Consider the following 26,006-nt stretch of genomic DNA (forward strand, 5'->3'; position numbering starts at 1 on the left):
ATTGCTATTCCAAATTCAAATGAAATCTCTAGGTGTTGAAAAATTTTATCTTAACTTTCCTTGCCGTTGCATTGTTGATTGGCAACATTTCTGCTAAAAAATCTTTTGATTTTTCAAAAAAAAAAGATACCATTTATCTGGCAGATCCAACTATATTCTTGGATCAAGGCATTTATTATTTATACGGTACGAGTAGCGAAAAGGGCTTTGAGGTTTATCAATCTACCGATTTAAAAAAGTGGACTGGACCTGTAGGGAAAAACAACGGATTTGCATTATCAAAGGGCGAAAGTTATGGCGATAAAGGCTTTTGGGCACCACAGGTTTTTAAAAATAAGGGAAAGTTTTACATGGCCTACACAGCAAACGAGCGTATTGCTATAGCCGAAAGCGATAGTCCGTTGGGCCCATTTAGGCAGAAAGAAATTAAATCTTTGCCCAGCAAGGGTTTGCAAATTGATCCATTTATATTTTATGATACAGATGGAAAAACGTACTTATATCACGTTAGATTAGGGAACGGAAACCGAATTTTTGTGGCAGAAATAAAATCCGATTTTTCTGATATTATTTCCGAAACGTTGAAGGAATGTATCACAGCAACACAGCCTTGGGAAAATACAGAAAAAACTGGCTGGCCTGTAACCGAAGGGCCAACGGTATTAAAAAAAGGAAATCTTTATTACTTGTTTTATTCTGCTAACGATTTCCGGAATCCAGATTATGCTGTAGGTTATGCCACATCTTATTCACCTTTGGGCCCATGGAAAAAATTTGAAGGCAATCCAATCATCAGCAGGAAAAATTTAGGCTATAATGGAACAGGCCATGGCGATTTCTTTGTTGATAAAAAAGGAAATCTCCAATATGTGTTTCACACGCACTATTCAAATAAACGCGTTTCACCAAGAGCCACCGCAATTATTTCTGCTAAATTTGTTAAGCAAAGCGATGGAAGTTTTGAAATGAAAGTCGATCCAACATCTATGAGATTTTTAAATAAATAACAGCTAAATTTTATGAAAAAATTATATTTCTTATTGTCTGTATTGATATTTTCATTAGGGATTACAAGAGCGCAGACTTTCAAAAATCCATTGCTTCCATCAGGAGCTGATCCATACAGTTATTATAAGGATGGCTTTTATTATTATACCAATTCTGCCGGAAATAGGGTAGAACTCTGGAAGAGTAAAACGCTTGAGGGCTTGAAAGACGCACCTCATAAAACCATTTGGAAAGCACCTTCTTCTGGTCCGTATTCCAGAAATATTTGGGCACCAGAAGTTATGTTTTTACGTGGAAAGTGGTACGCCTATTTTGCTGCGGATAATGGCAAAAACGAAAACCACAGAATGTATGTTTTAGAAAATTCATCAAAAGACCCGATGGAAGGTGAATGGGTTTTTAAAGGACAAATTAACGATTCGACAAATAAGTGGGCCATTGACGGCGATGTAGCTGAAATTAATGGAAAACTTTACATGATTTGGTCGGGATGGGAAGGTGACGTTAACGGCAAACAAGAAATTTTTATGGCTAAGCTTAAAAACCCATGGACAGTTGAAGGTGAGCGTTATAAAATATCTTCGCCGAAGTTTGAGTGGGAAAAAATTGGCGATTTGGGGAATTCTGAGCATGTTGATGTAAACGAAGGTCCTCAATTTTTGGTGCATAACAACAAGGTTTTTATTATTTATTCTGCCAGTGGCTGTTGGACAGATTTTTATGCATTGGGAATGTTATTTGCCGATTTAAAAAGTAATCTTTTAGATCCAAAATCATGGTCGAAATTTGATAAGCCAGTTTTTCAGAGATCGGTTGAAAATGGTGTCTATGCTCCAGGGCATAATTCGTTTTTTAAATCGCCAGATGGGAAAGAAGATTGGATTTTGTACCATGCTAATGATAAACCCGGGCAAGGCTGTGGTGGTTTCCGTTCGCCAAGGGCACAAAAATTTACTTGGAATGTGGATGGAACACCGAATTTTGGAATTCCTGTAAAAACAAGTCTAGAACTTGATGTACCATCAGAGAAAAATAAACTCAAATAATATTCGTTGATATTTTACCACTTGAGCTTATATTTTACTTATCTGTTGTGCATTTGCAGTAAAAAGACTAATTAAAAAGATTGCTAGTTGTTCCTCCTCGTAAAGTCGACAATACGAACGTCATTGCGAAGCTGGGTTTGTGTGAGCTGAAGCAATCTGTTGTTTTATGCAAAAAACTTCTACCAAATTCACAATTGGTCTTACTTACATTTCTTACATGGTTAATTTTGATCTGCACTAAATTTTCACCACCTAAGACATCTGAGTTAACCTTTGCTGGTTGGCTATTGGTGAGGAATCCCCTCATAGTTTTACAAATTGAATTTTACCACTTGAGCTTATATTTTAATCATATTTCTTATGGTCAATTATAATCTGCACTAAATTTTCACCACCTAAGACATCTGAGTTAACCTTAGCTGGTTGGCTATTGGTGAGGAATCCCCTCATAGTTTTACAAATTGCATTTTACGACAAGAGCTTATATTTACTTACATTTCTTATATGGTGAATTTAGATCTGCACTAAATTTTCACCACCTAAGACACTTGAGTTAACCTTAGCTGGTTGGCTATTGTTGAGAAATCCCCTCATAGTTTTACAAATTGAATTTTACCACTTGAGCTTATATTTCTTATATGGTGAATTTAGATCTGCACTAAATTTTCACCACCTAAGACACCTAAGTTAACCTTAGCTGGTTGGCTATTGGTGAGGAATTCCCTCATAGTTTTCCAACCTAACGTTATGTGTAACTTATATTTCTTATCTGGTGAATTAAAGTTAGATGCTCCAACCGTTTTACTCAAACGTTTGCGCAGTGTTATAATTTTTAAAGCAGATTGATTGCGCTAATTTTAGCTTTCGAGTATCAGATAGATATTTTTTAAACTAAGATCAACCAACAAAAACCAAAACTAAACACACAATGGAACGTAGAGATTTTATTAAAAATGGAGCAATGGCGGCGGCCGGATTTACCATCTTACCAACGGGAAGTCTTTTTGCATCAGACACAGGAAAAGTACGATTAGGTTACATTGGCGTAGGTGCAAGAGGCATGAGCCATATTTCTGAAGGCGCACTGCGTGATGATATAGAAATTGTAGCCATTTGCGATACACAGGAAAGTTCACTAAAAATTTGTAGATCATTCCTTTCGAAAAAAGGTCAGCCAGCACCGGCTGAATACACTGGAGGTGCCGATGCCTACAAAAAACTTTTAGATAGAAAAGATATCGATGCCGTAATTATTGCAACGCCTTGGCAGTTTCATAAAGACCAAGCAATTTATGCCATGAATGCTGGTAAATATGTGGGTTGTGAAGTTATCGCTGGACTTACAGTTGCTGATCATTGGGATATTGTAAATACATCAGAAAAAACTGGAATGCCTTACATGACGCTTGAAAATGTTTGCTACAGACGGGATGTTATGGCTGCGCTAAACATGGTTAGAAAAGGACTATTTGGAGAATTAATCCACTTAGAAGGTGGCTATCAACATAATTTAAGAAATGTGCTATTTAATGATGGCAAACAATATTATGGCGGTGGAGTAGAATACGGCGAAAAGGGGATCAGTGAAGCGCAATGGAGAACGCAATTTAACATCGATCGGGATGGAGATTTGTATCCAACGCATGGTGCCGGTCCGATTATGCAATATGCAGATATAAATAGAGGGAACCGTTTTACAAATTTGGTTTCTTTCAGCTCTAAAGCTCGGGGTTTATCTAAATATGTTGAGGAACAAGCGCCCGGCCATCCTAATGCCAAATTGAACTATAAAAATGGTGATGTAACGACAACGTTAATCAATTGCGCCAATGGAGAAACAGTTTTGTTAAGCCACGATACACATTTGCCAAGACCATATTCTATCGGATTTAGAGTGCAGGGAACAGACGGCATTTGGATGGATGTAAACAAATCTATCTACATTGAAAAACAAGCCAAAAATGATGATGCTTGGGAGCCAGTTAAAGAATGGTTCGATAAATATGATCATCCACTTTGGAAGAAGTACGAAAAGGAAGCTGTAGGAGCAGGACATGGCGGAATGGATTGGTTTGTATTTAATGGGTTTATCCAAGCGGTTAAGCAGAAAAAACAAACGCCTATTGATGTTTATGATTCGGTAACGATGAGCGTTATTGCACCACTTTCTACAAAATCGTTAAAGGAAGGAAACAAGCCACAAGAATTTCCTGATTTTACAAAAGGAAAGTGGAAGGATAGAAAAAATACTTTCGCTTTAGATGATAGCGGTTTTTAATCACAAAACAACGTTTTAAACCCTATTATTAATTATGGTAATCTATTTCCGAAGGTTTTTAAAATCGGAAATAGATTACGATTACAGCTCATTTTATGTTCCAAAATATTCTAAATTCTTACGGCTTGGATGCTGATCAATGTCTGATCGAACCTTTTGGTTCTGGTTTGATTAATCACACCTGGAAAGTTTCTTTGGCAGACGCCGAATACATTCTGCAAAGGATAAATAACAACGTGTTTAAAAATCCAGAGAAGATTGATGATAATCTATACCACATCAAAAAATATCTTCAGGCAACCGTACCAGAATATTTGTTTGCGGCTCCATTGGCTACATTGGATCATAAAACGGTGGTTATTAGTGATGGGGAATATTATAGAATGTTGCCTTTTGTTAAAAATTCGCACACGATAGATAACGTTACAAATTCTGATCAGGCTTACCATGCGGCCAAACAATTTGGTAAGTTTACGAGATTGCTGAATGATTTTGATCCCGAAAAACTAGGCTATACCTTGCCCGATTTTCATAACCTTTCGCTTAGGGTAGAGCAATTTAAAGAAGCTATTCAAAACGGAAATAAAGAACGGTTTAATCTCGGTAACGATGAGATTAAGGAAGTTATTCTCCACATGGATATTGCTGAAAAATATGCTCAGATCAAAAAGAAGAGGGAAATTCCGTTGAGGGTAATCCATCACGATACCAAGATCAACAACGTTTTGTTAGATGATAATGATGAGGGACTATGCGTAATTGATTTGGATACCGTGATGCCAGGCTATTTTATTAGTGATGTTGGCGATATGATGCGCACTTATTTATCTGAAGCCAATGAAGAAGAACAAGATGTAAAAAAAGTTAACATCCGTGAAGAAATTTTTACTTCCATTTACAAAGGTTACATGGAAGAAATGGATGGAATATTAACGCCAATAGAGAAGGATCTTTTTATTTACGGTGGCAAGTTTATGATTTACATGCAGGCAGTTCGGTTTTTAACAGATTTTTTAAATGGCGATGTGTATTATCAAACATCTTATCCCGATCATAATTTATCAAGAGCGAGGAACCAAATTGCTCTTTTAAAACAATATATCCGCTCTGAGCAGAATTTTAGGGAAACGATTGATGGCATGGAAATTAAAATTAACTGATTGAAACACAAGCAAAACAAACGTTTGCGTTCAGTTTGTTAAGAGTGACTGATTTGATAAGATTTTCTAATCAAACGCTCATAAAATTATAAGGGAGAAATTTATAGTATTTACCAAAGACTATTTCGCCCAAAACCTACAACCAAACAAATGAAAAAACTAACCATAATTTTATCGATGCTCGTGTTGTTTTTCTGCTTAGCAGATGCGCAACAATTGCCATCAGAATTGCAAACGCCCGAGGTGGTTTCTATAAATAGAATGCCAATGAGCGCTTCGGCTTTTGCCTTCGAAAACCGTGATCTCGCTAATAAAAAAGCAAAAGAAAAGTCTAGTTATTTTTTGTCGTTAAACGGAACCTGGAAGTTTAATTGGGTTAAAGATCCGCGTAAAAGACCAATGGATTTTTATAAAACCGATTTTAACGACGAAAAGTGGGATAACTTTAAAGTACCAGCGAACTGGGAACTTAATGGTTATGGAACACCAATCTATGTAAATCAACCTTATGAATTTGCTGGAAGGCAATTAACGGGCAATAGAATGAATCCTCCCTTTGATATTCCTGAAGACAATAATCCGGTTGGCTCTTACCGTAAGAAAATCAATATTCCAACTTCTTGGAAAAACAGGCAAATCTTTATCAGTTTGGGTGCTGTAAAATCTGCATTCTTTATTTGGGTTAATGGTAAAAAGGTTGGTTATAGCGAAGATAGTAAGCTTGCAGCGGAATTCGATATTACCAAATACGTAACACCAGGCGAAAATACAATCGCTTTGCAGGTTTATCGTTGGAGTGATGGAAGCTATTTGGAATGCCAGGATATGTGGCGAATCTCTGGAATAGAGCGTGATGTGTATTTGTATTCTACACCTAAATTGGATGTTCGTGATTTTAAAGCCATCGCTACATTAGATCCGACTTATACTAACGGAATACTTAATGTAGATCTTGCGGTTGATAATTATAAAATTGATCAACGTACCAACCATAGTCGGCCAGATAGTTTTTATGTTGCGGTTGATTTGGTAGATGCAAAGGGAACAACCGTTTGGAAGGATGCTACCGGAATGCAAAAAGTGCTTGGTAATTATAAAACCGATTTATCTTTTAAAACGCAGATTAGTAATGTAAATACATGGTCGGCAGAAATTCCATATCTCTATACTTTGTACATCACCTTGAAAGATAAAAATGAAAATATTATCGAGGTTATTCCACAGCGGATCGGTTTTCGTTCAGTCGAAATTAAAGGAAGCGATTTGTTGGTTAACGGCAAACGCATCTTTTTAAAGGGCGTAAATCGGCATGAGCACAATGCTACTCAAGGCCATACCTTAACACATGATGATATGCGGAAAGATATGGAAATGATGAAAAAGCTCAATGTAAATGCGGTACGTCACTCTCATTATCCACCAGATCCTTATTGGATGGAGCTTTGCGATGAATATGGATTATATGTGATTGATGAAGCAAATATAGAATCTCATGGCCGTTATTATAGCTTGGAAACCAGTTTTGCAAATGATAAACAATGGCGAATTCCACACTTAGAACGCATTCAAAGAATGTACGAAAGAGATAAAAACCATGCTTCGATAATTACTTGGTCTTTAGGAAATGAAGCTGGAAATGGTGTGAATTTTTATGAAGCTTATGAGTGGCTAAAGAAAAAAGATATCCGCCCTGTTCAATACGAACGTGCCGAAAATGATTTCAATACCGATATGATTGTTCCTCAATATCCAGATCCAAATTGGCTTATAAAATATTCGAAAGGTAAAAGTGAGCGACCTTTAATAATGAGTGAATATGCGCACATTATGGGCAATAGCTTGGGTAATTTTAAAGAATATTGGGATGCGATTGAAAATAATCCGAAACTTCAAGGTGGTTTTATTTGGGAATGGATTGATCAGGGAATTGATACGACAAAAAATGGAAAACGAATTTTGGCCTATGGAGGAGATTTCCCTCTATCGGGACCAGTTGACGAGAATTTCAGCGATAATAATTTCTGTGTTAAAGGTGTGGTTACAGCCTACCGTGGCTTAACGCCGATGGCAATTGAAGCGAAAAAGGTTTATCAATATGTTAAAACAGCTTATTTAGGTAATAACCAAGTGAGTATTAATAACAGTTATTTCTTTAAAGATCTTAGTAATGTGCAGTTAAACTGGCAGTTGCTAGAGGATGGAAAGGTTATTGAAAGCGGAATTTCTGCTGATTTGAAAGCTAGCCCACGCCAGAGCATAAACTTAACACTACCAATAAAAACTAAACCTAAAGTTGGCAGAGAATACTTTTTAACAATTAGATATCAACTTAAAAACGAAGAACCGTTTTTAGAAAAGGGTTATGAAGTTGCAACAGCGCAATTCGTTTATAATGGAACGGCTCCCAAATATGTTTCAGAAATTAAACCCGGACAGTTGAAAGAGGAGAAAACTACTGATCACGTTGTAATTACGGGAAAGGATTTTAGCGTTACTTTCGATTTAAAAAACGGTTTAATGAGTAGTTACAAGTTAAAAGGAGAGGAGTTACTTGCAAACGGCCCCCAACCTGGGTTTTACAGAGCGCCAACTGATAACGATATTGGTGCAGGTTTAAACACTTCTTTAAGAATGTGGCGAAATGTTTATAGCACGAGCAAACAAATTATAAACGTTTTCACTGGTTTAACTGAAAACAACAATTACAACCTAACTATTCGAGCCAAATTATTGGATGGAGATGAGGAAACCGAACAAACTTTCGATATTAAGCCAGATGGATCTATAAAGGTTGGCAATAAATTTATCGCTATAAAAGGCAAGTACAATGTATTGATGAGAATTGGAAATGATCTCCAACTGAATAAGAACTTCGGAACAATTCAATGGTATGGACGTGGGCCGGGAGAAAATTATTGGGATAGAAAGACAGCTTCATTGATTGGTACATACAAGCAAGATATTAAAGATCAGTATTTTGCCTATGCTCGTCCCCAAGAAAGTGGAAATAAGACTGATGTACGTTGGGTAAACTTTACCAATCCGAAAGGAAAAGGCATTAGGTTTGAATATGCGGATAGCCTGTTAAGCTTTTCTGCATTACCGTATACAGTTGAAGATTTAGATCCAGAGGCGGAGAAAAAACAGTATCATTCTGGTGAACTTATAGTTAGAGATAAAATTTATCTTCATGTCGATTTACTTCAACTTGGGGTGCAGGGTATAGATAGTTGGGGGTCTTTACCCCTAAAAGAATATCGAATTCCTTTTAAAAATCAAGAATACAGTTATTGGATTAAGCCACTTAAATAATAAAAAAATATCAGCCCAAATGTTAACAATGCAATGCCCCCAAAAAGTTAGACGCTTTATGGGGGCTTTTTCATTTAAGATTAAAAAGACAATGGTTCGTGGAGACACGAACCACGGCTGGGCGCCTGAATTATGAACTATTTACCCAACGCCTCGGTTCATGTCTCCACGAACAGAAATAATGAAGCTGCAGATAATGGTTCGTGGAGACACCAACCATGACTTAGCACCTGATTATTAGATATTTACCTAACGCCGTGGTTCGTGTCTCCACGAACAGAAATAATGAAGCTGCAGATAATGGTTCGTGGAGACACGAACCACGGCTGGGCGCTTGGTTATGATAAAACTATTTACCCAACGCCTCGGTTCGTGTCTCCACGAACAGAAATAATGAAGCTGCAGATAATGGTTCGTGGAAACACTAACCACGGGCTGGGCGCTTGGTTATGGATGATGAAACTATTTACCCAACGCCTCGGTTCGTGTCTCCACGAACTGAAAAAAACGTATTTTAAACTAAAAATATTAATTGTAAAACCGACAGTTAAAAATATTTGAAAAACCTATATTTAAGGACTAATCAAATTCCCATGAAACTGCGATTATTCACCATCTGCATCATCTTCTTATGCTTTAGCCAATCTTACGCAAACAAAATAATCCCTCTAACTACAATTAGTTTTGGCTTGAATAGTAAGCTGATTTACGATTTGAATGTCGGAACATATTCTGTTATCCAAGGGAAAAAAGTGATTGTTGCGGATGCATTTACTTCGTTTAAAAACCATGGTATTTTCACCAGTTCGAAAGAATATACTCAAAGACTGTATGAAAGAACCTCAATTTCAGATGAATTTGGAAAGGGCTTTAAACATGAAATTTCGATGTTGAAAAAGGGGCTTCCTACTATGAAACTTATTTTTTACACGCACCAAAAAGCTGAAGTAATAATTATTCAATTAGAGATTAAAGGACAAAATCTAGAAAGTAATTATTTAGTTCCAATGGATGCCAAATTAATGAATAGTGGCTTAGAGAAAGATTCAAGAACTTTATTTGTACCATTCGATAACGATACTTTTATAAAATACAATGCTAAAGAATTCGAAAATGATGTAGAGAATATTTCTTCAGAAGTTGGCGCTATTTACGATGATGTATCAAGAGCCGGAATAATTGCAGGTTCTATTGAGCACAAAATATGGAAATCTGCGGTAGAAACAACTCAGAAAAAGGAGAAAAGACGTTTAAAAATCTGGTCTGGATATACCTCAAAAGATGTTACGAGAGATCAGATTGAACATGCTTCTTTAAGTGGGAATAGCATTAAATCGGCAAAAATATTTTTTGGCTTATTTGCAGATTGGCGAACAGGTTTAGAAACTTATGCAAAAGCAAACCGTTTGGCAGAGCCACCAATTGTTTTCAAATGGAAAGAAGGAACACCTATTGGCTGGAACAGTTGGGGCGTTTTACAAGGAAAAATCAACTATGAAAACACAACAAAAGTAGTTGATTTTTTTGCCGATAGCCTTAAAAACTTTCGTAATGAGGGCATAGCTTATATTGATTTAGATTCTTTTTGGGATAATATGATTAAGGGAGGCTATGAGGGAGATTACACTCAGCTAAAAGCCTTTACCGATTATTGCAGGAAAAAAGGATTGAAGCCAGGTGCTTATTGGGCACCTTTTACAGATTGGGGCTTTGGTTCAGGCCCGAATAGAAGGGCAGAGGGTTCTAAATACACTTTTGGCGAAATGTGGACTAAAGTAAGGAAAGGTTATCATGATTTTGATGGTGCTAGGGCATTAGACCCAACACATCCAGGTACGAGAAAAAGAATAGATTTGGTGATTGGAAAACTTAAAGCGTTAGGTTTTAAAATGATCAAAATCGATTTCTTAGGGCATGCATCTGTAGAATCTACATCATTTTACGACCGGAAAGTGAAAACAGGTATGCAGGCCTACGCATCGGGAATGGAATATTTGCTCAAGCAGCTTAATGGTGAAATGTTGGTTTATGCCGCGATTTCCCCAAATCTGGCTTCAGGTAGATATGTGCACACAAGGAGGATTGCCTGCGATGCGTGGAAAACAATAAAAGATACTCAGTACACTTTAAACAGCGTTAATTATGGTTGGTGGCAAACGTATCTTTACGATTATATCGATGCCGATCATGTGGTTTTTGCCAAAGAAAGCTTCGGTGAAAATAAAGCTAGGCTGCTCTCGGCGGTAATTACAGGATCATTAATCCTAGGAGATGATTTTTCTATAAATGGACAATGGAAGGGAATAGCCAAGAAACTTTTAAGCAATCCAGAATTTTTGAAGATCGTTAAAAACGGAAAGGCTTTTCGTCCAGTGGATGGAAATACAGGTGATAAAACAAGCAATCTCTTTATCCGTAAAATAGGAACAAGTTATTATTTAGCTGTCTTCAATTATTCTAAAAAGGATCTGGATTTTGACACAAGCCTAAAAAGATTGAATATTACCGAAGGTAAATATCAGGCAATTGAAATATTTGATCAGAAAAAAATGGATTTTAAAAATGGCACAAAACTCAACGTTGGGAGTGAGAGCGCAAGCTTATTTAAAATCGGTGCAGTAAAATAAATTTAAAATTTATCTTTCATGCCGAACATTCCTAATAATCCGCCGGTATGAATAGCGAGTATTTTTTCATTTGCGCCAATTAAATTTTGTTTTTGGAGATCAATTATAGAAAAGAACATTTTTGCCGTATAAATAGGATCAATTAGTAATCCTGTATTTGTCGTAAATAATTTTATAAACTCGATTAACTCTGGCGTTGTTTTCGCATAGCCACCAAAATGGTAATCGAGGTGGAGTTCTAAGTGTTCTGAAAGCGGAGTGTATTTTTCAATTTCATCTTTAATAAAAGAACCACCCTTTAAAACTGGAATAATGTGAAGCTTGGATTTAAGATTATGATCCTGAATTCCTTTAAGTAATCCTGCTGCGGTAGTTCCGGTCCCGGCAACGCAGAAAATATGATCGTAATGTATAGCTAGTTCATTGATAATTTCTGAACAACCAATTGTTGCTTCTATTGATGCACCGCCCTCATCAATAAAAAAAGCCTGTTCGTCATCACCAAAATGTTTTTCGAATAAGCGTTTTTTGTCTTTATAACTTTCTCTATCCGTAAAAATAAGCTCCATACCAAAAAGGCTACAGAGCATTAACATTTCATTTTTAACAGATTCTCCACGAACAAAAGCGGTAGATTTTAATCCAGATCGAGAGGCAAAAGCTGCGGTTGCGACCAGATGATTAGAATATGCTCCGCCGAAAGTTATTAAACGAGTTTTATGCTCCTTTTGGGCTTTTAAAAGAATGTATTTGAGCTTTCGCCATTTATTTCCAGAAATATATGGATCAATTAAATCATCACGCTTCACAAATAAATTTGTAAAGGGTAGCAATTCTAATTTCTGTACAGGACTGTATATTTTTTCAAACACGTGTAAAAATAAAAAACACCTGATGATTTCAAGTGTTTTTTAAGCGTTTTTTCAGATTATAACTACTTAAAATAGATTTTCCTTACTAAATAGGGAAAAAAATTAAGTACAATTCTGACATTTGAAGTAAAATTTTTCATGGTATTATTATTAGGTATGATGAATTGTACAAATAACACGCCAAATATATTTTTTGTTCTATTTTTTAAAAAAAACTAACATTAAATTAATGTCGACATCTATTGCCCAATGCCCAATCCAATACCAGCATTAACCATACTATATTTAGCTGCGGTATAAGAGCCGTAAAATTTAAAGAAACCAAATTTTAACTGAAAACCTAAGCTTGCCCTTGCACCGTCAATATCGGTTTGTTTTACAGAAATTGGATCAACATAAGTTACGGATGTACCATTGCCAGTATCAAACTTATAAGTTCCCAAAGCCTTTAAATTTGTTTTTGAGGTTTGATAACCAACACTAGCAAAAGGTGTGAAGAAAAGGATTTTTTTAGAAATGATCGCATCAAAATTTACGCCGTTAAATTTTGCATCAATGTGCTGATCAGAATTTGAAGCATTGTTAACATTTAATGGTAAAGTATATTTGTATTGCGTAAAACCTCCTGCAATTGCAAGATCAAAAGGAATTAGTTTTTCGGTTTTTCCCATAAAAAGTGGCAATAATTCTATTTTGGCACCTACGCCAATCATAGATAAACTTCCCAGATCGTTACTTATTTTAATTTTCGGCATTGCCCTTAATGTAATATCGATGTTCTTTGGCAAACCCAATGTAGCCTGAATCTGTGCTGATGGAACCACATGAAAACCTACACCTTGTGGTAGATTAAAAAAGGTTGTTGTTGGAAGTCCACCACTTGTATAAACCTGCATTCTGCCACCTTCTTGGTCATTTCCAAAAGCTGTTGGTCCAATAGATGATGCTCCTGGAGCTGGTTTGATGTTGCTAAGTCCTAAAGCATTTACATCATAAGTTCTGGCCGATTGAGGTACAAATGCACCCGTTATCGAAACACGAACATCAAACTTTAATAAACCTTTTGATTTCGCCGTATTTGTCCATCCATCACTTAAGCCAACGCCCAATCCTTTGTAAAGTGGATCGAAATAAGCGTTTATAAGTTTTGTTGCATCAGCTGGGCCAGAAACAAACAGTCCGCCAACATCTTGTTGGGCACTTGCCTTTTTAATGTTAACAGTCAGAATTAGAGCAACTAGCGCTCCGAGTAAGTAGCATTTTCTCATGGGATATTTTTTTTAGGATGATTTACTATATCACATAAAGATAGACTGTTTTAATTAAACTAAAATCATTCCCAAAATCTTGAGCTTAAAAGTTTATTTTTGCAGTATGGAAAATTCGGTAGAATTGCAGGAATCAGAAGATCAGGAATTATATGAGCATTTAAAAATTATCGTTGATAAGGGTCAATCCTTGCTTCGGATCGATAAATTTTTAATGATTCGTGTAGAAAATGCTTCTCGTAACCGCATTCAAAATGCCATAGATGCGGGCAATGTTTTGGTAAATAAAAAACAGATAAAAGCAAGTTATAAGGTTAAGCCTTTTGATGAAATCTCTATTGTTTTACCTCATCCGCCACGCGATACTGAAGTTTACCCAGAAGATATTCCGATAGAAATTATCTACGAAGACAGCGATCTCCTTTTGGTTAACAAAACTGCAGGAATGGTTGTTCATCCGGGTTTTAACAACTATACAGGTACTTTGGTTAATGCTTTGGCATTCCATTTTGAAAAGCTACCGCAATTGCCAGGAAACGATGGGAGACCAGGTTTGGTGCATAGAATTGATAAAGATACTTCAGGTTTGTTGTTGATTAGCAAGAACGAAAAATCGATTACGCTTTTGGCTAGACAATTTTTTGATCACAGCATCACCAGAAAATACATTGCTTTGGTTTGGGGCGATATAGAAAACGATGGAACTGTTACAGGTTATATTGGCAGAAGTTTAAAAGATCGCCGTATAATGGATATTTACGATACCGAGGAAAAAGGTAAGTGGTCGGTTACGCATTATAAAGTTTTAGAACGTTTGGGTTACGTAACCTTAATCAGTTGCGAATTAGAAACCGGCCGTACGCATCAAATTAGAGCGCATATGCAACACATTGGGCACCCATTATTTAACGATGCAATGTATGGCGGTGATAAGATTTTAAAAGGAACTACGTTTAACAAATACAAACAGTTTGTAGAAAACTGTTTTGAACTGTTGCCTCGGCAGGCTTTGCATGCTCAGTCTTTAGGTTTTATTCATCCAACAACAAAAGAATACGTGCATTTCGAATCACCATTACCTCCAGATTTTAAAGCGGCCCTTACCAAATGGAGAAATTACATCGTTACATCATAAAATATGTCTCAACAGTACCTTTTATTTAACGATGAATTTCATGCAGTAGATGTGCCAATTTTAACAGCTTCTAACCGAAGTTTTAAGTTTGGTGATGGACTTTTTGAAAGCATGCGGATGATGAACAACAAACTTCAATTTGCAGATTTGCATGCCGATAGATTAGTTGCGGGAATGAAAGCGTTAAAAATTGAAGGTCATGCTTTGATGGACGATTACTTTTTGCGCCAAAAAACTGCCGATCTCGCGAAGCGGAACAAATGGAATGGAAATGTTCGCTTTCGTCTTTCTGTTTACCGCGAAGGCTCAGGTGTTTACACGCCAGAAATTAATAGGGCAGGTTATGTTTTGGAAGGAATTGCATTAAAAAGCAACCAGTACGATATAAATACTAAGGGATTGATTATTGATGTTTTCGATGAAATGACAAAGTCGGTAAACAAACTTTCCAATTTCAAAACTTCCAATGCACTACTTTATGTAATGGCTGGGATTTTTAAAAGCACCAATCGATTGGATGAAGCGATCATTTTAAATCAGCATGGTTTTCTATGTGAAAGTATAAGTGCAAATGTATTTGTAGTGTACGATAAAAAAATCTACACACCCGCTTTAACCGAAGGTTGTGTTGGTGGCGTGATGCGTACCGCCGTAATGGAACTTGCCAAGATGAATGATATTGCGGTAATAGAAGCACAAATTAATCCGGAAATTTTAAAAGAGGCCGATGAAGTTTTTATCACAAATGCTTCTCAAGGTATTCAATGGGTTATGGGTTACGGTAGAAAACGTTATTTCAACGAAATTTCGAAGTTTTTAACGGAGAAGCTTAATAGTTTTTAACAAAGATTTTTTTGAATAATTACGATTTTCTCATCGCTGGCGCACGCGTGTCGGGTGTGAGATATTAAAGTTGCATACACGACACGCGTGCACCAGAGTGGGATCCAGATTACAAATCCATAGACCAACACCATTATTTTTTGCCATTGTTGAGACTTTGTTTCCATGGTTCGTGTCTCCACGAACCATTTAATCGATGCTCTCTTTATCTAACCAATCAAGCTTTACAAGCGCACCCCTCGTAAAAAATCCTCGATAAGCATTCGTTTTTTACCTTCATATTGAATATCCAGCAGTTTAATAAATCCATCTTGGGTTGCAAACTTCAAGAAAGTTTTTCCATCCGTTAGAAAACCTCCAGATGCAATTCCAGGTTCTTTTTCTTCAAGCTCTGCTTTAAAAATTTTAAGTATTTTATCGTTTAACACCGTAAAAGATGTTGGATACGGACTTAAGCCTCTAATTAAGTTATAAACCTGTTGAGCCGAGTTATTCCAATCAATTTTGCAATCTTCTTTAAAAATTTTTGGAGCGTGTTTCAGCACATCACTTTGTGGTTGAGGTTGTTCAGAAAAATCTCCCTCAACTATTGCCGAAACTGTTTTAACCAAAAGTTTCGCACCAACGTGCATCAATTTATCATGCAAATCACCTGCAGTTTCATCATCTGCAATAGAGACGCTATCGCTTAAAATAATATCACCCGTATCAATCTCGTGTGTTAAGAAAAAAGTAGTTACTCCACTTTCTTTTTCTCCATTTATAATGGCATGGTTAATTGGTGCAGCGCCACGATATTGAGGTAATAATGAGCCGTGAAGGTTTATTGTACCTTTAGCGGGCATTGCCCATACAACTTCGGGAAGCATTCTAAAAGCGACAACAACCTGCAAATCGGCTTGATAAGATTTAAGTTCCTCAATAAATTCGGCATTCTTTAGTTTTTCTGGCTGTAAAACTGGAATTCCTTTTTCTACAGCATATTTTTTTACGGCACTTTCGCTTAATTTTTGACCACGACCAGCAGGTTTATCAGGAGCCGTAACCACCGCAACAACATCGAAATTAGCTTGTACTAAAGCATCTAAAGAAGCAACGGCAAAATCGGGCGTACCCATAAAAACTATTTTCATACAAAAGGTGTTGTGTTTCTAAAATAACGAGATTGAGCACGTTATGTTTTGCAAAATAACTAAAATTAAATCATCCTTATAGGTTAAAAAATGGTACAAGGCAAAGAAGTTGTTAAGGCGAGTGGATTGGTTTATGTAACGGATGCCATGCCAGGGATTTACCGTAAGGGTAAGCCAGGTAAATTTCATTACGAAGATAAGGATGGTCATAAAATTACAGAAGAAAAACACCTAGATAGAATAAAATCGCTGGTTATTCCGCCTGCTTGGCAACAAGTTTGGATTGCCAATAAACCAAACGCCTACCTCCAAGTTACAGGTATTGATGCAGCCGGTCGTAAACAATATAAATATCACCCAAAATGGACCAGTCGCAGATCTGATGATAAATATTATCGATTATTAGAATTTGGAAAAGCCTTGCCTGAGGCTAGAAAGAAATTAGAAAAAGATTTGAAGCGTAAAGATTTAGATGAAAGAAAGGTTCTGGCAATCTCAGTTGATGTGCTTCAAAAAACACTGATTCGGGTGGGTAATGAAAGCTATAAACAGCTCTACGGTTCTTTCGGGTTAACCACACTACGCGATAAGCATGTTAAAATTAATGGCAGTAAAATTACCATGGATTTTATTGGCAAAAAAGGTGTTAAACAAAGCCTCGAGCTTAACGATAGAACTTTGGCCAAGCTTGTTAAAAAATGTAGAGATATTCCAGGGCAAGAACTTTTTCAGTTTTACACCAATGGTAAAGAACATAAAGGAATAGATTCTGGCAAGATAAACAGTTATATAAAAGAGATAACGGGTAATGATTTTACAGCAAAAGATTTTAGGACTTGGGGTGGAACACTAGAGGCGCTTCGCCAGTTTGCTAAATGTAGTATTGATGATAGCGTTCAAATCAATTCGAAAAAAACGATTGTAAGTGTACTGGATTGTGTTGCTAAAAAACTCGGAAATACGAGAGCCGTTTGTAAAAGTTCTTACGTTTATCCACTTCTATTAACCGCTTATGAAAATGATGAGCTGGAGAAATATATGAAGAAAATGAACAATAAAAAAACCGTTGGAAAACTAGGATTAGAACATGATGAGAAAGTTTTATTGTCTTTTTTGAAAACTACAAGTAAGTAAAAAGGATGTTTCATGAAAGAAGGGCTTTAATATTAAGCCCTTAAATTTTTACTCTTTTGGTGCTTTTTTTATTGGATGCACAGGTTGCTCTTCATTTTCTCTTTGTTGAGCCGGATTATTGGTTTTTGGCGGTTTGTTCGGACTACTATCGTTTGCCTTTCTAACCGTTTTATGATCAACCGGTTCACGACCTTTGGGCACTTCTTCCTGATAATTACTTCCCGGTTTATCACTTGTTTCTTTAGGACCGCTCATAATGTTGCTGATTGAGTTTAAATAATGATTGAATTTTGAATGAGGGTATGATTGAATCTTACCTCTCAATGTAGAACAAAACACAATTGATTATTGTTTGAAAATGGGCTAGGTTATTCACTCAATCTCTCATTAATTATAAAGCACATATTTTTTTCGCATCGTTTTATAAGCACTTAATCCCGGTTGCCAGGTTGCTCTAATTTCCTTTTCGCTTTTGCCATCAATTATTTGTTGTCTAAAATCTGCAACACCAACCAATCTTTCAATAGTTCCCATTTCCTTGCTCAATTTGGTGTTAAAGAAATCTTCTTTTTTAGGTGAGGCATTATACAATTCAATAATCCAGCTTAAATTAATTTGTTTGGCCTTTCTAAGTTTAGAAACATCGTAAGTTCTTAAATCCAATCCATAACAAACCTGATCTTGAAATAAGGGCGTTTCAGACATACCCTTTATGCTTTTTGGAGTAAAACTGAAATCGAATTTTCCCTTTAAATAAGGAGCGCCAACAATTGTAAAGGGAAACATTGTGCCACGGCCATGATTTAAATAGGTGCCTTCAAACAAACAAGTTGTTGGATAAAGCATAATCGATTGTTGTGTATTCAAGTTTGGAGATGGTTTAACAGGCAAAGTATATTCCATATCATGGTTATAACTGGCATTTTTTATAATCGTGATCTTACATTTCACCTTATCCTTTAACCAACCTTCACCATTTAACATTTGAGCATATTCGCCTACCGTTAAGCCATGAGCAATTGGAATGGGCTGAACACCAATTCCAGATTTAAATTTAGGATCTAAAATCGGTCCGTCGATTAAATAGCCATTTGGGTTCGGTCTATCTAAAATTAGAAGCTCCTTATTATTAACTGCACAAGCCTCCATAACATGCTGTAATGTATTAATATAGGTATAAAAACGAACGCCCACGTCTTGAATATCAAAAATCATAATATCAATATCAGCTAAATCTTCAGCTGTTGGCGTACTGTGATTTCCATATAGTGAAATCGCTTTTATGCCTGTTTTGGTATCAACATCATCGTTAATGGTAACGCCAGCACTAGCATTTCCTCTAAAACCATGCTCAGGGCCGAATATTTTTTGAATTTTAACACCAAGTTTTAATAAGCTATCAACTGAGGTTTGGTTCCCGATAATGGAAGTTGGATTTACAACCATGCCAACACGTTTGCCCTTTAATAAGGGTAAATATTTTTCGGTTTGCTCTGCGCCAGTTTTAAATGCGCTGGGCACTTTAATGTTGTCTCTGATTAATAATTTACGCTCACTTTTGTTTTTACCAAGTTCTTCCGAAGGTTTTGGTTGTTGGCCACACGCAGATAGCGCAATTAAGCAAGTTAGGGTAAGGCAGATGTATGTTTTCATAATGGGAGGAATCCTTATTTAACATCAAGTATCAATAAAAACAACTGAACATTAAAACAATTCTCAAATTTTTTACATTAATAGATTAGATTATTTTTATTCATTTATCATTTGTTTCTAATTGACTGTTATTTTCTTGCGCATTTATATTGATAATTGCTAATTAGTTAATTCTTAAATAATGCCTTTTTTTAAAAGGATTTAAGCATTTTTGTCCACATAAATCCATCAATATTGAATTTCGAATATTTCATAGCCGGGCGAATCGCCATAAAATCAGAACGAACTTTTTCAAAGCTAATTGTGCGCATCGCGATAGCAGGTGTAATGCTGAGTTTGGCCGTTATGATTTTGTCTATTGCCATAATTAAAGGTTTTAAAACAGAAATTCAAGATAAAGTAAGAGGTTATTTGGGTGATGTTCAGATTACCCGTTATGATCTAAATAATTCTTTTGAGCACTCTCCATTTGTTTTTGATGCAGAAACCAATAAAAAGTTAGAGAACAATCCACAGATAGATTATTATTATCCTTTCGCAACAAAGCCGGCAATACTTTCTGCAAATAATGAAATTGAAGGCATAAATTTTAAGGGAATTGATAAAACCTATAATTGGGATTATATTAAAAAGCACATCATTAGCGGAACCATTATCGATTTCAGAGATAGTACGGCCGCGATGCAGGAACTCCTGATTTCTAGTTATACAGCGAATAGATTGAAACTAAAAACTGGTGACGATTTCATCATGTATTTCGTTCAAGATCCTCCACGTAAGCGAAAATTTAAAATTGTAGGGATTTACGATATCGGAGTTGAGGATATTGATAAAGGTTTCGTTCTTGGCAATTTAAATATCGTTAAACGCCTAAATAACTGGAAACCGAATGAAATAGGAGGAGTCGAAATTAAAATTAAGGATTTTACAAAATTAAAGATTGTTGCAGATGATATTTTTGATAATCTGCCACCAACACTTCGTTCTTATTCTATTAAAGAAAACTTTCCAAACATATTTACTTGGTTAGGATTGCTCGACGTGAATACCAAAGTACTCTTAATTTTGATGCTCATAGTTGGCGTAATTAATATGGTTACAGCACTGTTAATCATGATTTTGGAACGCACCAATATGATCGGCATGCTTAAAGCATTTGGAGCCAACAATTTCAGTATTATGAAAATTTTCCTTTACAATGCTGCTTATTTAATCGGTATTGGATTAATTCTAGGAAATATTTTAGGGTTAGGATTAGGTTTTCTCCAACAATCAACCCACATCTTTAAGCTCGATCAAGGCTCTTACTTTCTAGCGTATGCACCCATAGAGTTTCATTTTATGGATGTTTTTCTCCTTAATTTGGTAACGGTGGTTGTTTGTTTAACTGTTCTCGTAATCCCATCACTATTAATTAGTAAGGTATCTCCGCTCAAGGCGATTCGATTTAAATAATCTATTACAGACTAATTCTTTGTTAAAATATATTGATAAGTGATTACTGCGTAGGATACAGCAGGATTAACTGGTTGAGTAGGCTTAAATTGCTTGGTTAGCATTAAATTATTACCTGAAATTTCTATCGTGTATTCGCCATTCAGAATTAAATTCCAATCGAAGTCTGCTGTGTAAACATTCGAATCGGTAAAGTTAGCTGTGCCATCTTTGCTCGAATACGTACCTGAACCAGTTGCTGGTTTACGTGTTGGATCAGGAATAACTGCAAACTTTTCGTTATTAAAAGAAATAGAAATTGGAATGGTTGTCGGCATTTTATAAACGGATGATGAAACTTTAATTACTCCAGAATATGTTCCGTTAGCAATACTAGGTTGTGTGCTTGACTTTTTACAGCCAGATAAAATGATTAGAAAGGCAGTAAAAATAAGTAGATATTTTTTCATGGAGTTGATATTTTATTGCTAAAACGTAGCCAATAAGAAAAACGCTACACCGAAAGCCATTCTGTTCCTTGGGTATCGGTTAAAAATTCTGTTTTGGGTTCAAGGTTTAAATATGGGTAAGTTACTTTAGATAAAAATAATCCTGTTGGATGTGCTGGAAGCAAAATTTTAGGCCTTTCAGCATCGTTTAAATAACTTTCAAACTCATCTGCACTCAGTTCTCCTTTTCCAACCAATAATATTTTGCCCATTAAAATACGAATCATTTTACCCAAAAATCGATTGCTTGCAATGTGAAATCTAATTCTGTTTTCCTTTGCATTAACGAATAAATCGGCTTCCATTACATTACACTTCGTGTGGTCGTACTTATCTGGGTGTGTGCAAAAATTACGATAATCCTTATAGTTCGGTAATAAACTTACAACCTGTTTCATCTTCTTGAAATCAAGATTATGTTCATGATAATAAGAGCTTTGAGTGCCTAAAAAGGGATCCTTGTAGGTGTGGGTAAAGTAATCATATTTTCGCTGTACAGCATCAAAACGGGCATGAGGTAAGCCTTCCATTTTTATAATATCAAAAACGGCAATACTATGTGGTAGTGATTTGTTTAATATGAAAAACAAGTCAAAATCAAATTCAGGCTCAATATCTGCATGGAAAAAAAACTGACTTGCATGTACCTGAGCATCTGTTCTACCACATCCAAAAATTGGGATAGTTTGCTTAAAAATCTTCGAAAGGGAATCTTCAATAGCTTCTTGTACGCTTTTTACGCCAGGCTGTCTTTGCCAACCACTAAAATGCTGACCTTGATATGCGATGTGGAAAAAATATCTCATTTGTTTCGACTGCAATTTTACACAAATTTTAGCACCGGGAATATTAAATCATACTTTTGTTCCAAAGTAAAGCCATCAAAGCTTTTCAATTTTATCATGAATTTAACAAATTGTCCTTGTGGAAGTGGATTGCAATTTTCTAATTGTTGTCTGCCATATCATTTAAAAACCAAAGTAGCACCAACTTCGGAGGCTTTAATGCGTTCTAGATACTCGGCATTTGTTGTTGCAAACGCAGATTATCTTTACGAAACAACCCATATAAGCAAAAGGAATAATAACTCTAAAAGTGCTTACTTAAAAAGTGCTAAAAATACCAAATGGGTAAAATTAGAAATTGTTTTTTCTGCTTTTGATGTGGTTGAGTTTAAAGCTTATTACTTTAATAAAAAGTTTGGAACAGAGGTTTTGCATGAAAAATCAAACTTCAAATTAGAAGATGGTAAATGGTATTATGTTGATGGTGAGTTTTACTCAGAGTAGAAACTCACTAATATTGTCTGGTGTAATTATTTTTGTTTCTACTTCCTTATAAGCGTCTAAAAATGTTTTAGGAAATTTTGCTTTTGATTTAGAATTCCATTTAATTTCATAAGCACTCATTACTCCATTTCTTTCTTCAATATAGTCTATTTCCTGCTGTGCATGGGTTCGCCAGAAATATTTGTTGCAATTAATCTGTCGATAGGCGAGAAATTTTACCCGTTCGCTAATTACAAAATTTTCCCAAAGTGCACCTATATCCTGTCGTAGCGTAGCAGGACTAAACTGATTGATAACTGCATTTCTGATTCCATTATCGTAAAAATATATTTTTCTACTTTTCTTTAGTTCATTTCTTAGATTTCGGCTTAAAGAGCCTAATCTGAAAACAATGAAAGCTTTTTCCAACAGATCAATATATTTTTCTGTAGTTTGATTATCAAGGCCTGTTATTTGTCCAAGCTCATGGTAAGAGACCTCGTTTCCAACTTGAAAGGCTAATGCCTGTATCAGTTTTTCCATCTTATCTGGCTTCTGAATTTTCTCCCAAGTTAAAATATCTTTATACAAATAGCTATCCGAAAGCTGTTTTAACCTTGATTCTTCCTCACCTTGATTATTAACTATTTCTGGATAATAACCATAAACTAAACGATGATTCAGTAGCCTTTTTTCCGTTAGCAATCCATGTTCCTCAACCATTTCCCCAAAAGAAAAAGGAAATAAGTTGTACTCCCATTTTCTTCCAGTTAGCGGCTCATTAATATGATTGGCTAACTCAAAAGCAGATGAGCCAGTCGCAATCACTTTAACATCTTTTAATTGATCGATAATTAGTTTGATAGATAAACCTATATTGTCTATCCGTTGTGCTTCATCGATGATTAGCGTTTTCGCTTTGCCTAATAACGAGCGAAGAGCTGTAGAAGTTGTATTTGATAAAATTGTTCTAATATCAGCATCATCTCCATTCCACCAAATTATGGGTGCCTCAAATTTTGAAGACAGTTGTTGTAAAAGCGTACTTTTACCAACCTGCCGAGGGCCTAAAAGTATTATTGCTTTCTCATCTTTTAGATGCTTTTCAATAGAATTGGATATAGCTCTTGAAATCATAATCGCAAATTTAATATAAATTTTGCGAATGCAATCGCAATTTTAATATCAATTTTGCGATTTTAGTCTCTTTTTACAATTTTTTCGCCTCATTCCAGTACACATCCATTTCAGCAAGTGTCATATCGGCTAAGGCTTTTCCATTGTCTTTAGCTTTACTTTCTAAATATTGAAAACGCTTTATGAATTTTTTGTTCGTTTTTTCGAGTGCATTTTCAGGGTTGATGTTAATGAAGCGGGCATAATTAATGAGCGAAAAAAGCACATCACCAAATTCTGATTCTGCCTTTTCTACATCTATAGCTGTATTATCAACAACATTAAATTCGGCCTTAAATTCCTGTAATTCCTCTTCAACCTTTTCCCAAACCTGATTTTTATCTTCCCAATCGAAACCTACACCACGAGCTTTTTCTTGAATTCTCGAAGCCTTAACTAATGCTGGTAGTGAAGATGGAACACCAGCCAAAACCGATTTATTCCCTTCTTTAAGTTTTATCTGCTCCCAATTACGTTTTACATCTGCTTCGTTTTCAACCACAACATCACCATAAATGTGCGGATGGCGGTTTACCAATTTATCGCAAACGCCATTCAAAACATCCGTAATATTGAAATCGTTGGTTTCAGAAGCAATTCTCGAATAAAAGACTAGATGCATCATCACATCGCCAAGTTCCTTTTTTATTTCGTTTAAATCTCCTTCTAGAATTGCATCAGATAGCTCATAAGTTTCTTCAATGGTTAAATGACGCAAAGTTTCCATCGTCTGTTTTTTATCCCACGGACATTGAGTTCTTAGCGTATCTAAAACAGTAAGTAAGCGTGTAAAAGCATCAGCTGGGTTGTGAGCACTTTCGGGAATTGGATTATTCGGCATGTTCTTTTAATGATTGTGATATTGTTGCAAATTCTGAATGCAAAAAGCATTGGCTAAAATACCAATCTTGCATTTAGTAAACAATAAGAATAATGTAGCAAATATTGTTTCAAACTATTTATTTACAGTCTGTAGAGGTTTGAAAAACCTGTTTAAGTTTATTAAACCCAATTTACGCGGTAGCGACCAAATTTTTTTCTAATTGGGCCTACAATCGAAAAGCTCCAAAGGAGTTATTTTGGAACAGGGCTGAAATAACCTAAGTTCTTCAAGCCCTGCTTTTTTGAAAATTTTTATATGTTTTATTACTCCCTCTCCTTCGAAAAGGGTTGTGGTGAGGCTTTTTAATTGTTAATCAATCGATTTGCACAAATGAACAAATGACTAATAAACTATTGAACTAACCTAATTATTCATCATTTTAATAAAAGCACCCAATTTAGCTTTCATGGCTCTTCTATCTACGATAAAATCTAGAAAACCATGTTCCAAAACAAATTCTGAAGTTTGAAAACCTTTTGGTAAATCTTTTTTAATGGTTTCTTTAATAACTCTTGGGCCAGCAAAGCCGATTAAAGCGCCTGGTTCTGCAATGTTAATATCACCAAGCATAGCATAAGATGCTGTAACACCACCCGTTGTTGGATCTGTTAGCAAAGAAATGTATGGAATTTTAGCCTGACCCAATAAAGCAAGTTTCGCCGATGTTTTGGCCATTTGCATTAAAGAGAACGCTGCTTCCATCATTCTTGCACCACCTGATTTTGAAATCATCAGGAATGGAATTTTGTGTTTTATACTATAATCTATTGAGCGGGCAATTTTTTCTCCGACAACTGAACCCATAGAACCGCCGATAAAAGCGAAATCCATACAGGCAATTACTAAATCTTGACCCTCTATTTTACCAACTCCTGCACGGATTGCGTCTTTTAAGCCTGTTTTAGCTTGGCTTTCTATTATTCTATCCGTATAAGGTTTATTATCATTAAAGTTTAAAGGATCGCCAGATGTTAGGTTGGCAAAAAGCTCTTTAAACTCATTATTATCAAATAAAACTTCGAAATATTCTTTAGACCCTACTCTTAGGTGGTAATCGCAGTAATGGCAAACGTATTTGTTTTCCTGAAGTTCTGCCTGATGTAGCGGTTTTTTACAATTTGGACATTTATTCCACAAGCCATCTGGTGCTTCTTTTTTCTCTTCTGTTGTGGTAATGATACCTTTATTCTCTCTCTTAAACCAAGCCATATAATTTTTTAAAGAATTGGATTGCAAAGAAACGAAAAAAATATTTAAGTCAAGTATT

General features: G+C 35.7%; 22 protein-coding genes. 12 read left to right on the forward strand and 10 right to left on the reverse strand.

Annotated features, from left to right (window positions below; all coding sequences use genetic code 11):
* Positions 1–35 precede the first annotated feature (35 nt).
* The 7 genes from H7U22_RS13605 (at position 36) to H7U22_RS13635 (ending at position 11,431) form a co-directional block, all read left to right on the forward strand.
* The gene (locus H7U22_RS13605) at positions 36–1,007 is read left to right on the forward strand and encodes a glycoside hydrolase family 43 protein (RefSeq protein WP_187071901.1); all 972 of its coding nucleotides are present in this window, start codon (positions 36–38) and stop codon (positions 1,005–1,007) included.
* 12 nt (positions 1,008–1,019) lie between these two features.
* Positions 1,020–2,054 (forward strand): glycoside hydrolase family 43 protein, encoded by a 1,035-nt coding sequence (locus tag H7U22_RS13610; RefSeq protein WP_187071902.1) that lies wholly within the window; start codon positions 1,020–1,022, stop codon positions 2,052–2,054.
* Positions 2,055–2,982: 928 nt separating this feature from the next.
* Entirely contained in the window at positions 2,983–4,332 is a 1,350-nt protein-coding gene (locus tag H7U22_RS13615; protein ID WP_187071903.1) for a Gfo/Idh/MocA family protein, read from the forward strand.
* A 95-nt stretch (positions 4,333–4,427) separates the two neighbouring features.
* Positions 4,428–5,492, forward strand: coding sequence for a phosphotransferase enzyme family protein (locus H7U22_RS13620; protein WP_187071904.1), 1,065 nt, complete (start codon positions 4,428–4,430; stop codon positions 5,490–5,492).
* A gap of 150 nt (positions 5,493–5,642) precedes the next feature.
* On the forward strand, positions 5,643–8,804 hold the full coding sequence (locus tag H7U22_RS13625) for a glycoside hydrolase family 2 TIM barrel-domain containing protein (protein ID WP_187071905.1): 3,162 nt from the start codon (positions 5,643–5,645) through the stop codon (positions 8,802–8,804).
* A gap of 285 nt (positions 8,805–9,089) precedes the next feature.
* Entirely contained in the window at positions 9,090–9,365 is a 276-nt protein-coding gene (locus tag H7U22_RS13630; RefSeq protein ID WP_187071906.1) for a hypothetical protein, read from the forward strand.
* Between the two features lie 32 nt (positions 9,366–9,397).
* Complete coding sequence (locus H7U22_RS13635; protein ID WP_187071907.1) at positions 9,398–11,431, forward strand: alpha-amylase family protein; 2,034 nt, start codon at positions 9,398–9,400, stop codon at positions 11,429–11,431.
* Positions 11,432–11,433: 2 nt separating this feature from the next.
* Here H7U22_RS13635 and H7U22_RS13640 read toward each other — a convergent pair whose 3' ends face one another.
* Together H7U22_RS13640 and H7U22_RS13645 are read right to left on the reverse strand one after the other, a co-directional pair.
* Positions 11,434–12,303: a 1-aminocyclopropane-1-carboxylate deaminase/D-cysteine desulfhydrase gene (locus H7U22_RS13640; RefSeq protein ID WP_187071908.1), complete on the reverse strand. Its 870-nt coding sequence runs from the start codon at positions 12,301–12,303 to the stop codon at positions 11,434–11,436.
* A 239-nt stretch (positions 12,304–12,542) separates the two neighbouring features.
* Positions 12,543–13,571 carry a DUF6588 family protein gene (locus H7U22_RS13645; RefSeq protein WP_187071909.1) on the reverse strand — a complete coding sequence of 343 codons (1,029 nt, stop codon included), beginning with the start codon at positions 13,569–13,571 and terminating at the stop codon, positions 12,543–12,545.
* A 106-nt stretch (positions 13,572–13,677) separates the two neighbouring features.
* Here H7U22_RS13645 and H7U22_RS13650 point away from each other — a divergent pair, with 106 nt between their 5' ends.
* Positions 13,678–14,706 carry an RluA family pseudouridine synthase gene (locus tag H7U22_RS13650; protein WP_187071910.1) on the forward strand — a complete coding sequence of 343 codons (1,029 nt, stop codon included), beginning with the start codon at positions 13,678–13,680 and terminating at the stop codon, positions 14,704–14,706.
* A gap of 3 nt (positions 14,707–14,709) precedes the next feature.
* Positions 14,710–15,549: an aminotransferase class IV gene (locus H7U22_RS13655; protein ID WP_187071911.1), complete on the forward strand. Its 840-nt coding sequence runs from the start codon at positions 14,710–14,712 to the stop codon at positions 15,547–15,549.
* Positions 15,550–15,773: 224 nt separating this feature from the next.
* Here H7U22_RS13655 and fmt read toward each other — a convergent pair whose 3' ends face one another.
* Positions 15,774–16,682: a methionyl-tRNA formyltransferase gene (fmt, locus tag H7U22_RS13660; protein WP_187071912.1), complete on the reverse strand. Its 909-nt coding sequence runs from the start codon at positions 16,680–16,682 to the stop codon at positions 15,774–15,776.
* A gap of 90 nt (positions 16,683–16,772) precedes the next feature.
* On the opposite strand from fmt, the gene H7U22_RS13665 reads away from it, so the two are divergent.
* On the forward strand, positions 16,773–17,816 hold the full coding sequence (locus H7U22_RS13665) for a DNA topoisomerase IB (RefSeq protein ID WP_187071913.1): 1,044 nt from the start codon (positions 16,773–16,775) through the stop codon (positions 17,814–17,816).
* Positions 17,817–17,864: 48 nt separating this feature from the next.
* Here H7U22_RS13665 and H7U22_RS13670 read toward each other — a convergent pair whose 3' ends face one another.
* Together H7U22_RS13670 and H7U22_RS13675 are read right to left on the reverse strand one after the other, a co-directional pair.
* The gene (locus tag H7U22_RS13670; protein WP_187071914.1) at positions 17,865–18,071 is read right to left on the reverse strand and encodes a hypothetical protein; all 207 of its coding nucleotides are present in this window, start codon (positions 18,069–18,071) and stop codon (positions 17,865–17,867) included.
* 132 nt (positions 18,072–18,203) lie between these two features.
* On the reverse strand, positions 18,204–19,469 hold the full coding sequence (locus tag H7U22_RS13675; RefSeq protein ID WP_187071915.1) for an exo-beta-N-acetylmuramidase NamZ domain-containing protein: 1,266 nt from the start codon (positions 19,467–19,469) through the stop codon (positions 18,204–18,206).
* A 234-nt stretch (positions 19,470–19,703) separates the two neighbouring features.
* Here H7U22_RS13675 and H7U22_RS13680 point away from each other — a divergent pair, with 234 nt between their 5' ends.
* Positions 19,704–20,924 (forward strand): FtsX-like permease family protein, encoded by a 1,221-nt coding sequence (locus H7U22_RS13680; RefSeq protein WP_187071916.1) that lies wholly within the window; start codon positions 19,704–19,706, stop codon positions 20,922–20,924.
* Between the two features lie 11 nt (positions 20,925–20,935).
* On the opposite strand, the gene H7U22_RS13685 is transcribed toward H7U22_RS13680, so the two are convergent.
* Positions 20,936–21,373, reverse strand: a complete 438-nt coding sequence (locus H7U22_RS13685) for a hypothetical protein (RefSeq protein ID WP_187071917.1) — start codon at positions 21,371–21,373, stop codon at positions 20,936–20,938.
* 44 nt (positions 21,374–21,417) lie between these two features.
* Positions 21,418–22,218 (reverse strand): tRNA pseudouridine(38-40) synthase TruA, encoded by an 801-nt coding sequence (gene truA, locus H7U22_RS13690; RefSeq protein WP_187071918.1) that lies wholly within the window; start codon positions 22,216–22,218, stop codon positions 21,418–21,420.
* A gap of 96 nt (positions 22,219–22,314) precedes the next feature.
* Between truA and H7U22_RS13695 the strand changes: the two genes are divergently transcribed.
* On the forward strand, positions 22,315–22,701 hold the full coding sequence (locus H7U22_RS13695) for a YchJ family protein (RefSeq protein ID WP_187071919.1): 387 nt from the start codon (positions 22,315–22,317) through the stop codon (positions 22,699–22,701).
* Here the strand turns inward: H7U22_RS13695 and H7U22_RS13700 are convergent.
* The 3 genes from H7U22_RS13700 to accD form a co-directional block, all read right to left on the reverse strand.
* Positions 22,693–23,817, reverse strand: coding sequence for an ATP-binding protein (locus H7U22_RS13700; RefSeq protein WP_187071920.1), 1,125 nt, complete (start codon positions 23,815–23,817; stop codon positions 22,693–22,695). The genes H7U22_RS13695 and H7U22_RS13700 overlap by 9 nt on opposite strands.
* A gap of 73 nt (positions 23,818–23,890) precedes the next feature.
* Positions 23,891–24,697 (reverse strand): nucleoside triphosphate pyrophosphohydrolase, encoded by an 807-nt coding sequence (gene mazG, locus H7U22_RS13705; RefSeq protein WP_187071921.1) that lies wholly within the window; start codon positions 24,695–24,697, stop codon positions 23,891–23,893.
* A 405-nt stretch (positions 24,698–25,102) separates the two neighbouring features.
* Positions 25,103–25,948, reverse strand: a complete 846-nt coding sequence (gene accD / locus H7U22_RS13710; protein WP_187071922.1) for an acetyl-CoA carboxylase, carboxyltransferase subunit beta — start codon at positions 25,946–25,948, stop codon at positions 25,103–25,105.
* Positions 25,949–26,006 lie beyond the last annotated feature (58 nt).

The sequence above is a fragment of the Pedobacter fastidiosus genome (assembly GCF_014306625.1).
GTDB lineage: Bacteria > Bacteroidota > Bacteroidia > Sphingobacteriales > Sphingobacteriaceae > Pedobacter > Pedobacter fastidiosus.

Coding starts and splice junctions, on each gene's coding strand:
- H7U22_RS13610 (WP_187071902.1), top strand. CDS start 1,020: ATGAAAAAATTATATTTCTTATTGTCTGTATTGATATTTTCATTAGGG.
- H7U22_RS13615 (WP_187071903.1), top strand. CDS start 2,983: ATGGAACGTAGAGATTTTATTAAAAATGGAGCAATGGCGGCGGCCGGA.
- H7U22_RS13620 (WP_187071904.1), top strand. CDS start 4,428: ATGTTCCAAAATATTCTAAATTCTTACGGCTTGGATGCTGATCAATGT.
- H7U22_RS13625 (WP_187071905.1), top strand. CDS start 5,643: ATGAAAAAACTAACCATAATTTTATCGATGCTCGTGTTGTTTTTCTGC.
- H7U22_RS13630 (WP_187071906.1), top strand. CDS start 9,090: ATGAAGCTGCAGATAATGGTTCGTGGAGACACGAACCACGGCTGGGCG.
- H7U22_RS13635 (WP_187071907.1), top strand. CDS start 9,398: ATGAAACTGCGATTATTCACCATCTGCATCATCTTCTTATGCTTTAGC.
- H7U22_RS13645 (WP_187071909.1), bottom strand. CDS start 13,571: ATGAGAAAATGCTACTTACTCGGAGCGCTAGTTGCTCTAATTCTGACT.
- H7U22_RS13650 (WP_187071910.1), top strand. CDS start 13,678: ATGGAAAATTCGGTAGAATTGCAGGAATCAGAAGATCAGGAATTATAT.
- H7U22_RS13655 (WP_187071911.1), top strand. CDS start 14,710: ATGTCTCAACAGTACCTTTTATTTAACGATGAATTTCATGCAGTAGAT.
- fmt (WP_187071912.1), bottom strand. CDS start 16,682: ATGAAAATAGTTTTTATGGGTACGCCCGATTTTGCCGTTGCTTCTTTA.
- H7U22_RS13665 (WP_187071913.1), top strand. CDS start 16,773: ATGGTACAAGGCAAAGAAGTTGTTAAGGCGAGTGGATTGGTTTATGTA.
- H7U22_RS13670 (WP_187071914.1), bottom strand. CDS start 18,071: ATGAGCGGTCCTAAAGAAACAAGTGATAAACCGGGAAGTAATTATCAG.
- H7U22_RS13675 (WP_187071915.1), bottom strand. CDS start 19,469: ATGAAAACATACATCTGCCTTACCCTAACTTGCTTAATTGCGCTATCT.
- H7U22_RS13685 (WP_187071917.1), bottom strand. CDS start 21,373: ATGAAAAAATATCTACTTATTTTTACTGCCTTTCTAATCATTTTATCT.
- truA (WP_187071918.1), bottom strand. CDS start 22,218: ATGAGATATTTTTTCCACATCGCATATCAAGGTCAGCATTTTAGTGGT.
- H7U22_RS13695 (WP_187071919.1), top strand. CDS start 22,315: ATGAATTTAACAAATTGTCCTTGTGGAAGTGGATTGCAATTTTCTAAT.
- H7U22_RS13700 (WP_187071920.1), bottom strand. CDS start 23,817: ATGATTTCAAGAGCTATATCCAATTCTATTGAAAAGCATCTAAAAGAT.
- mazG (WP_187071921.1), bottom strand. CDS start 24,697: ATGCCGAATAATCCAATTCCCGAAAGTGCTCACAACCCAGCTGATGCT.
- accD (WP_187071922.1), bottom strand. CDS start 25,948: ATGGCTTGGTTTAAGAGAGAGAATAAAGGTATCATTACCACAACAGAA.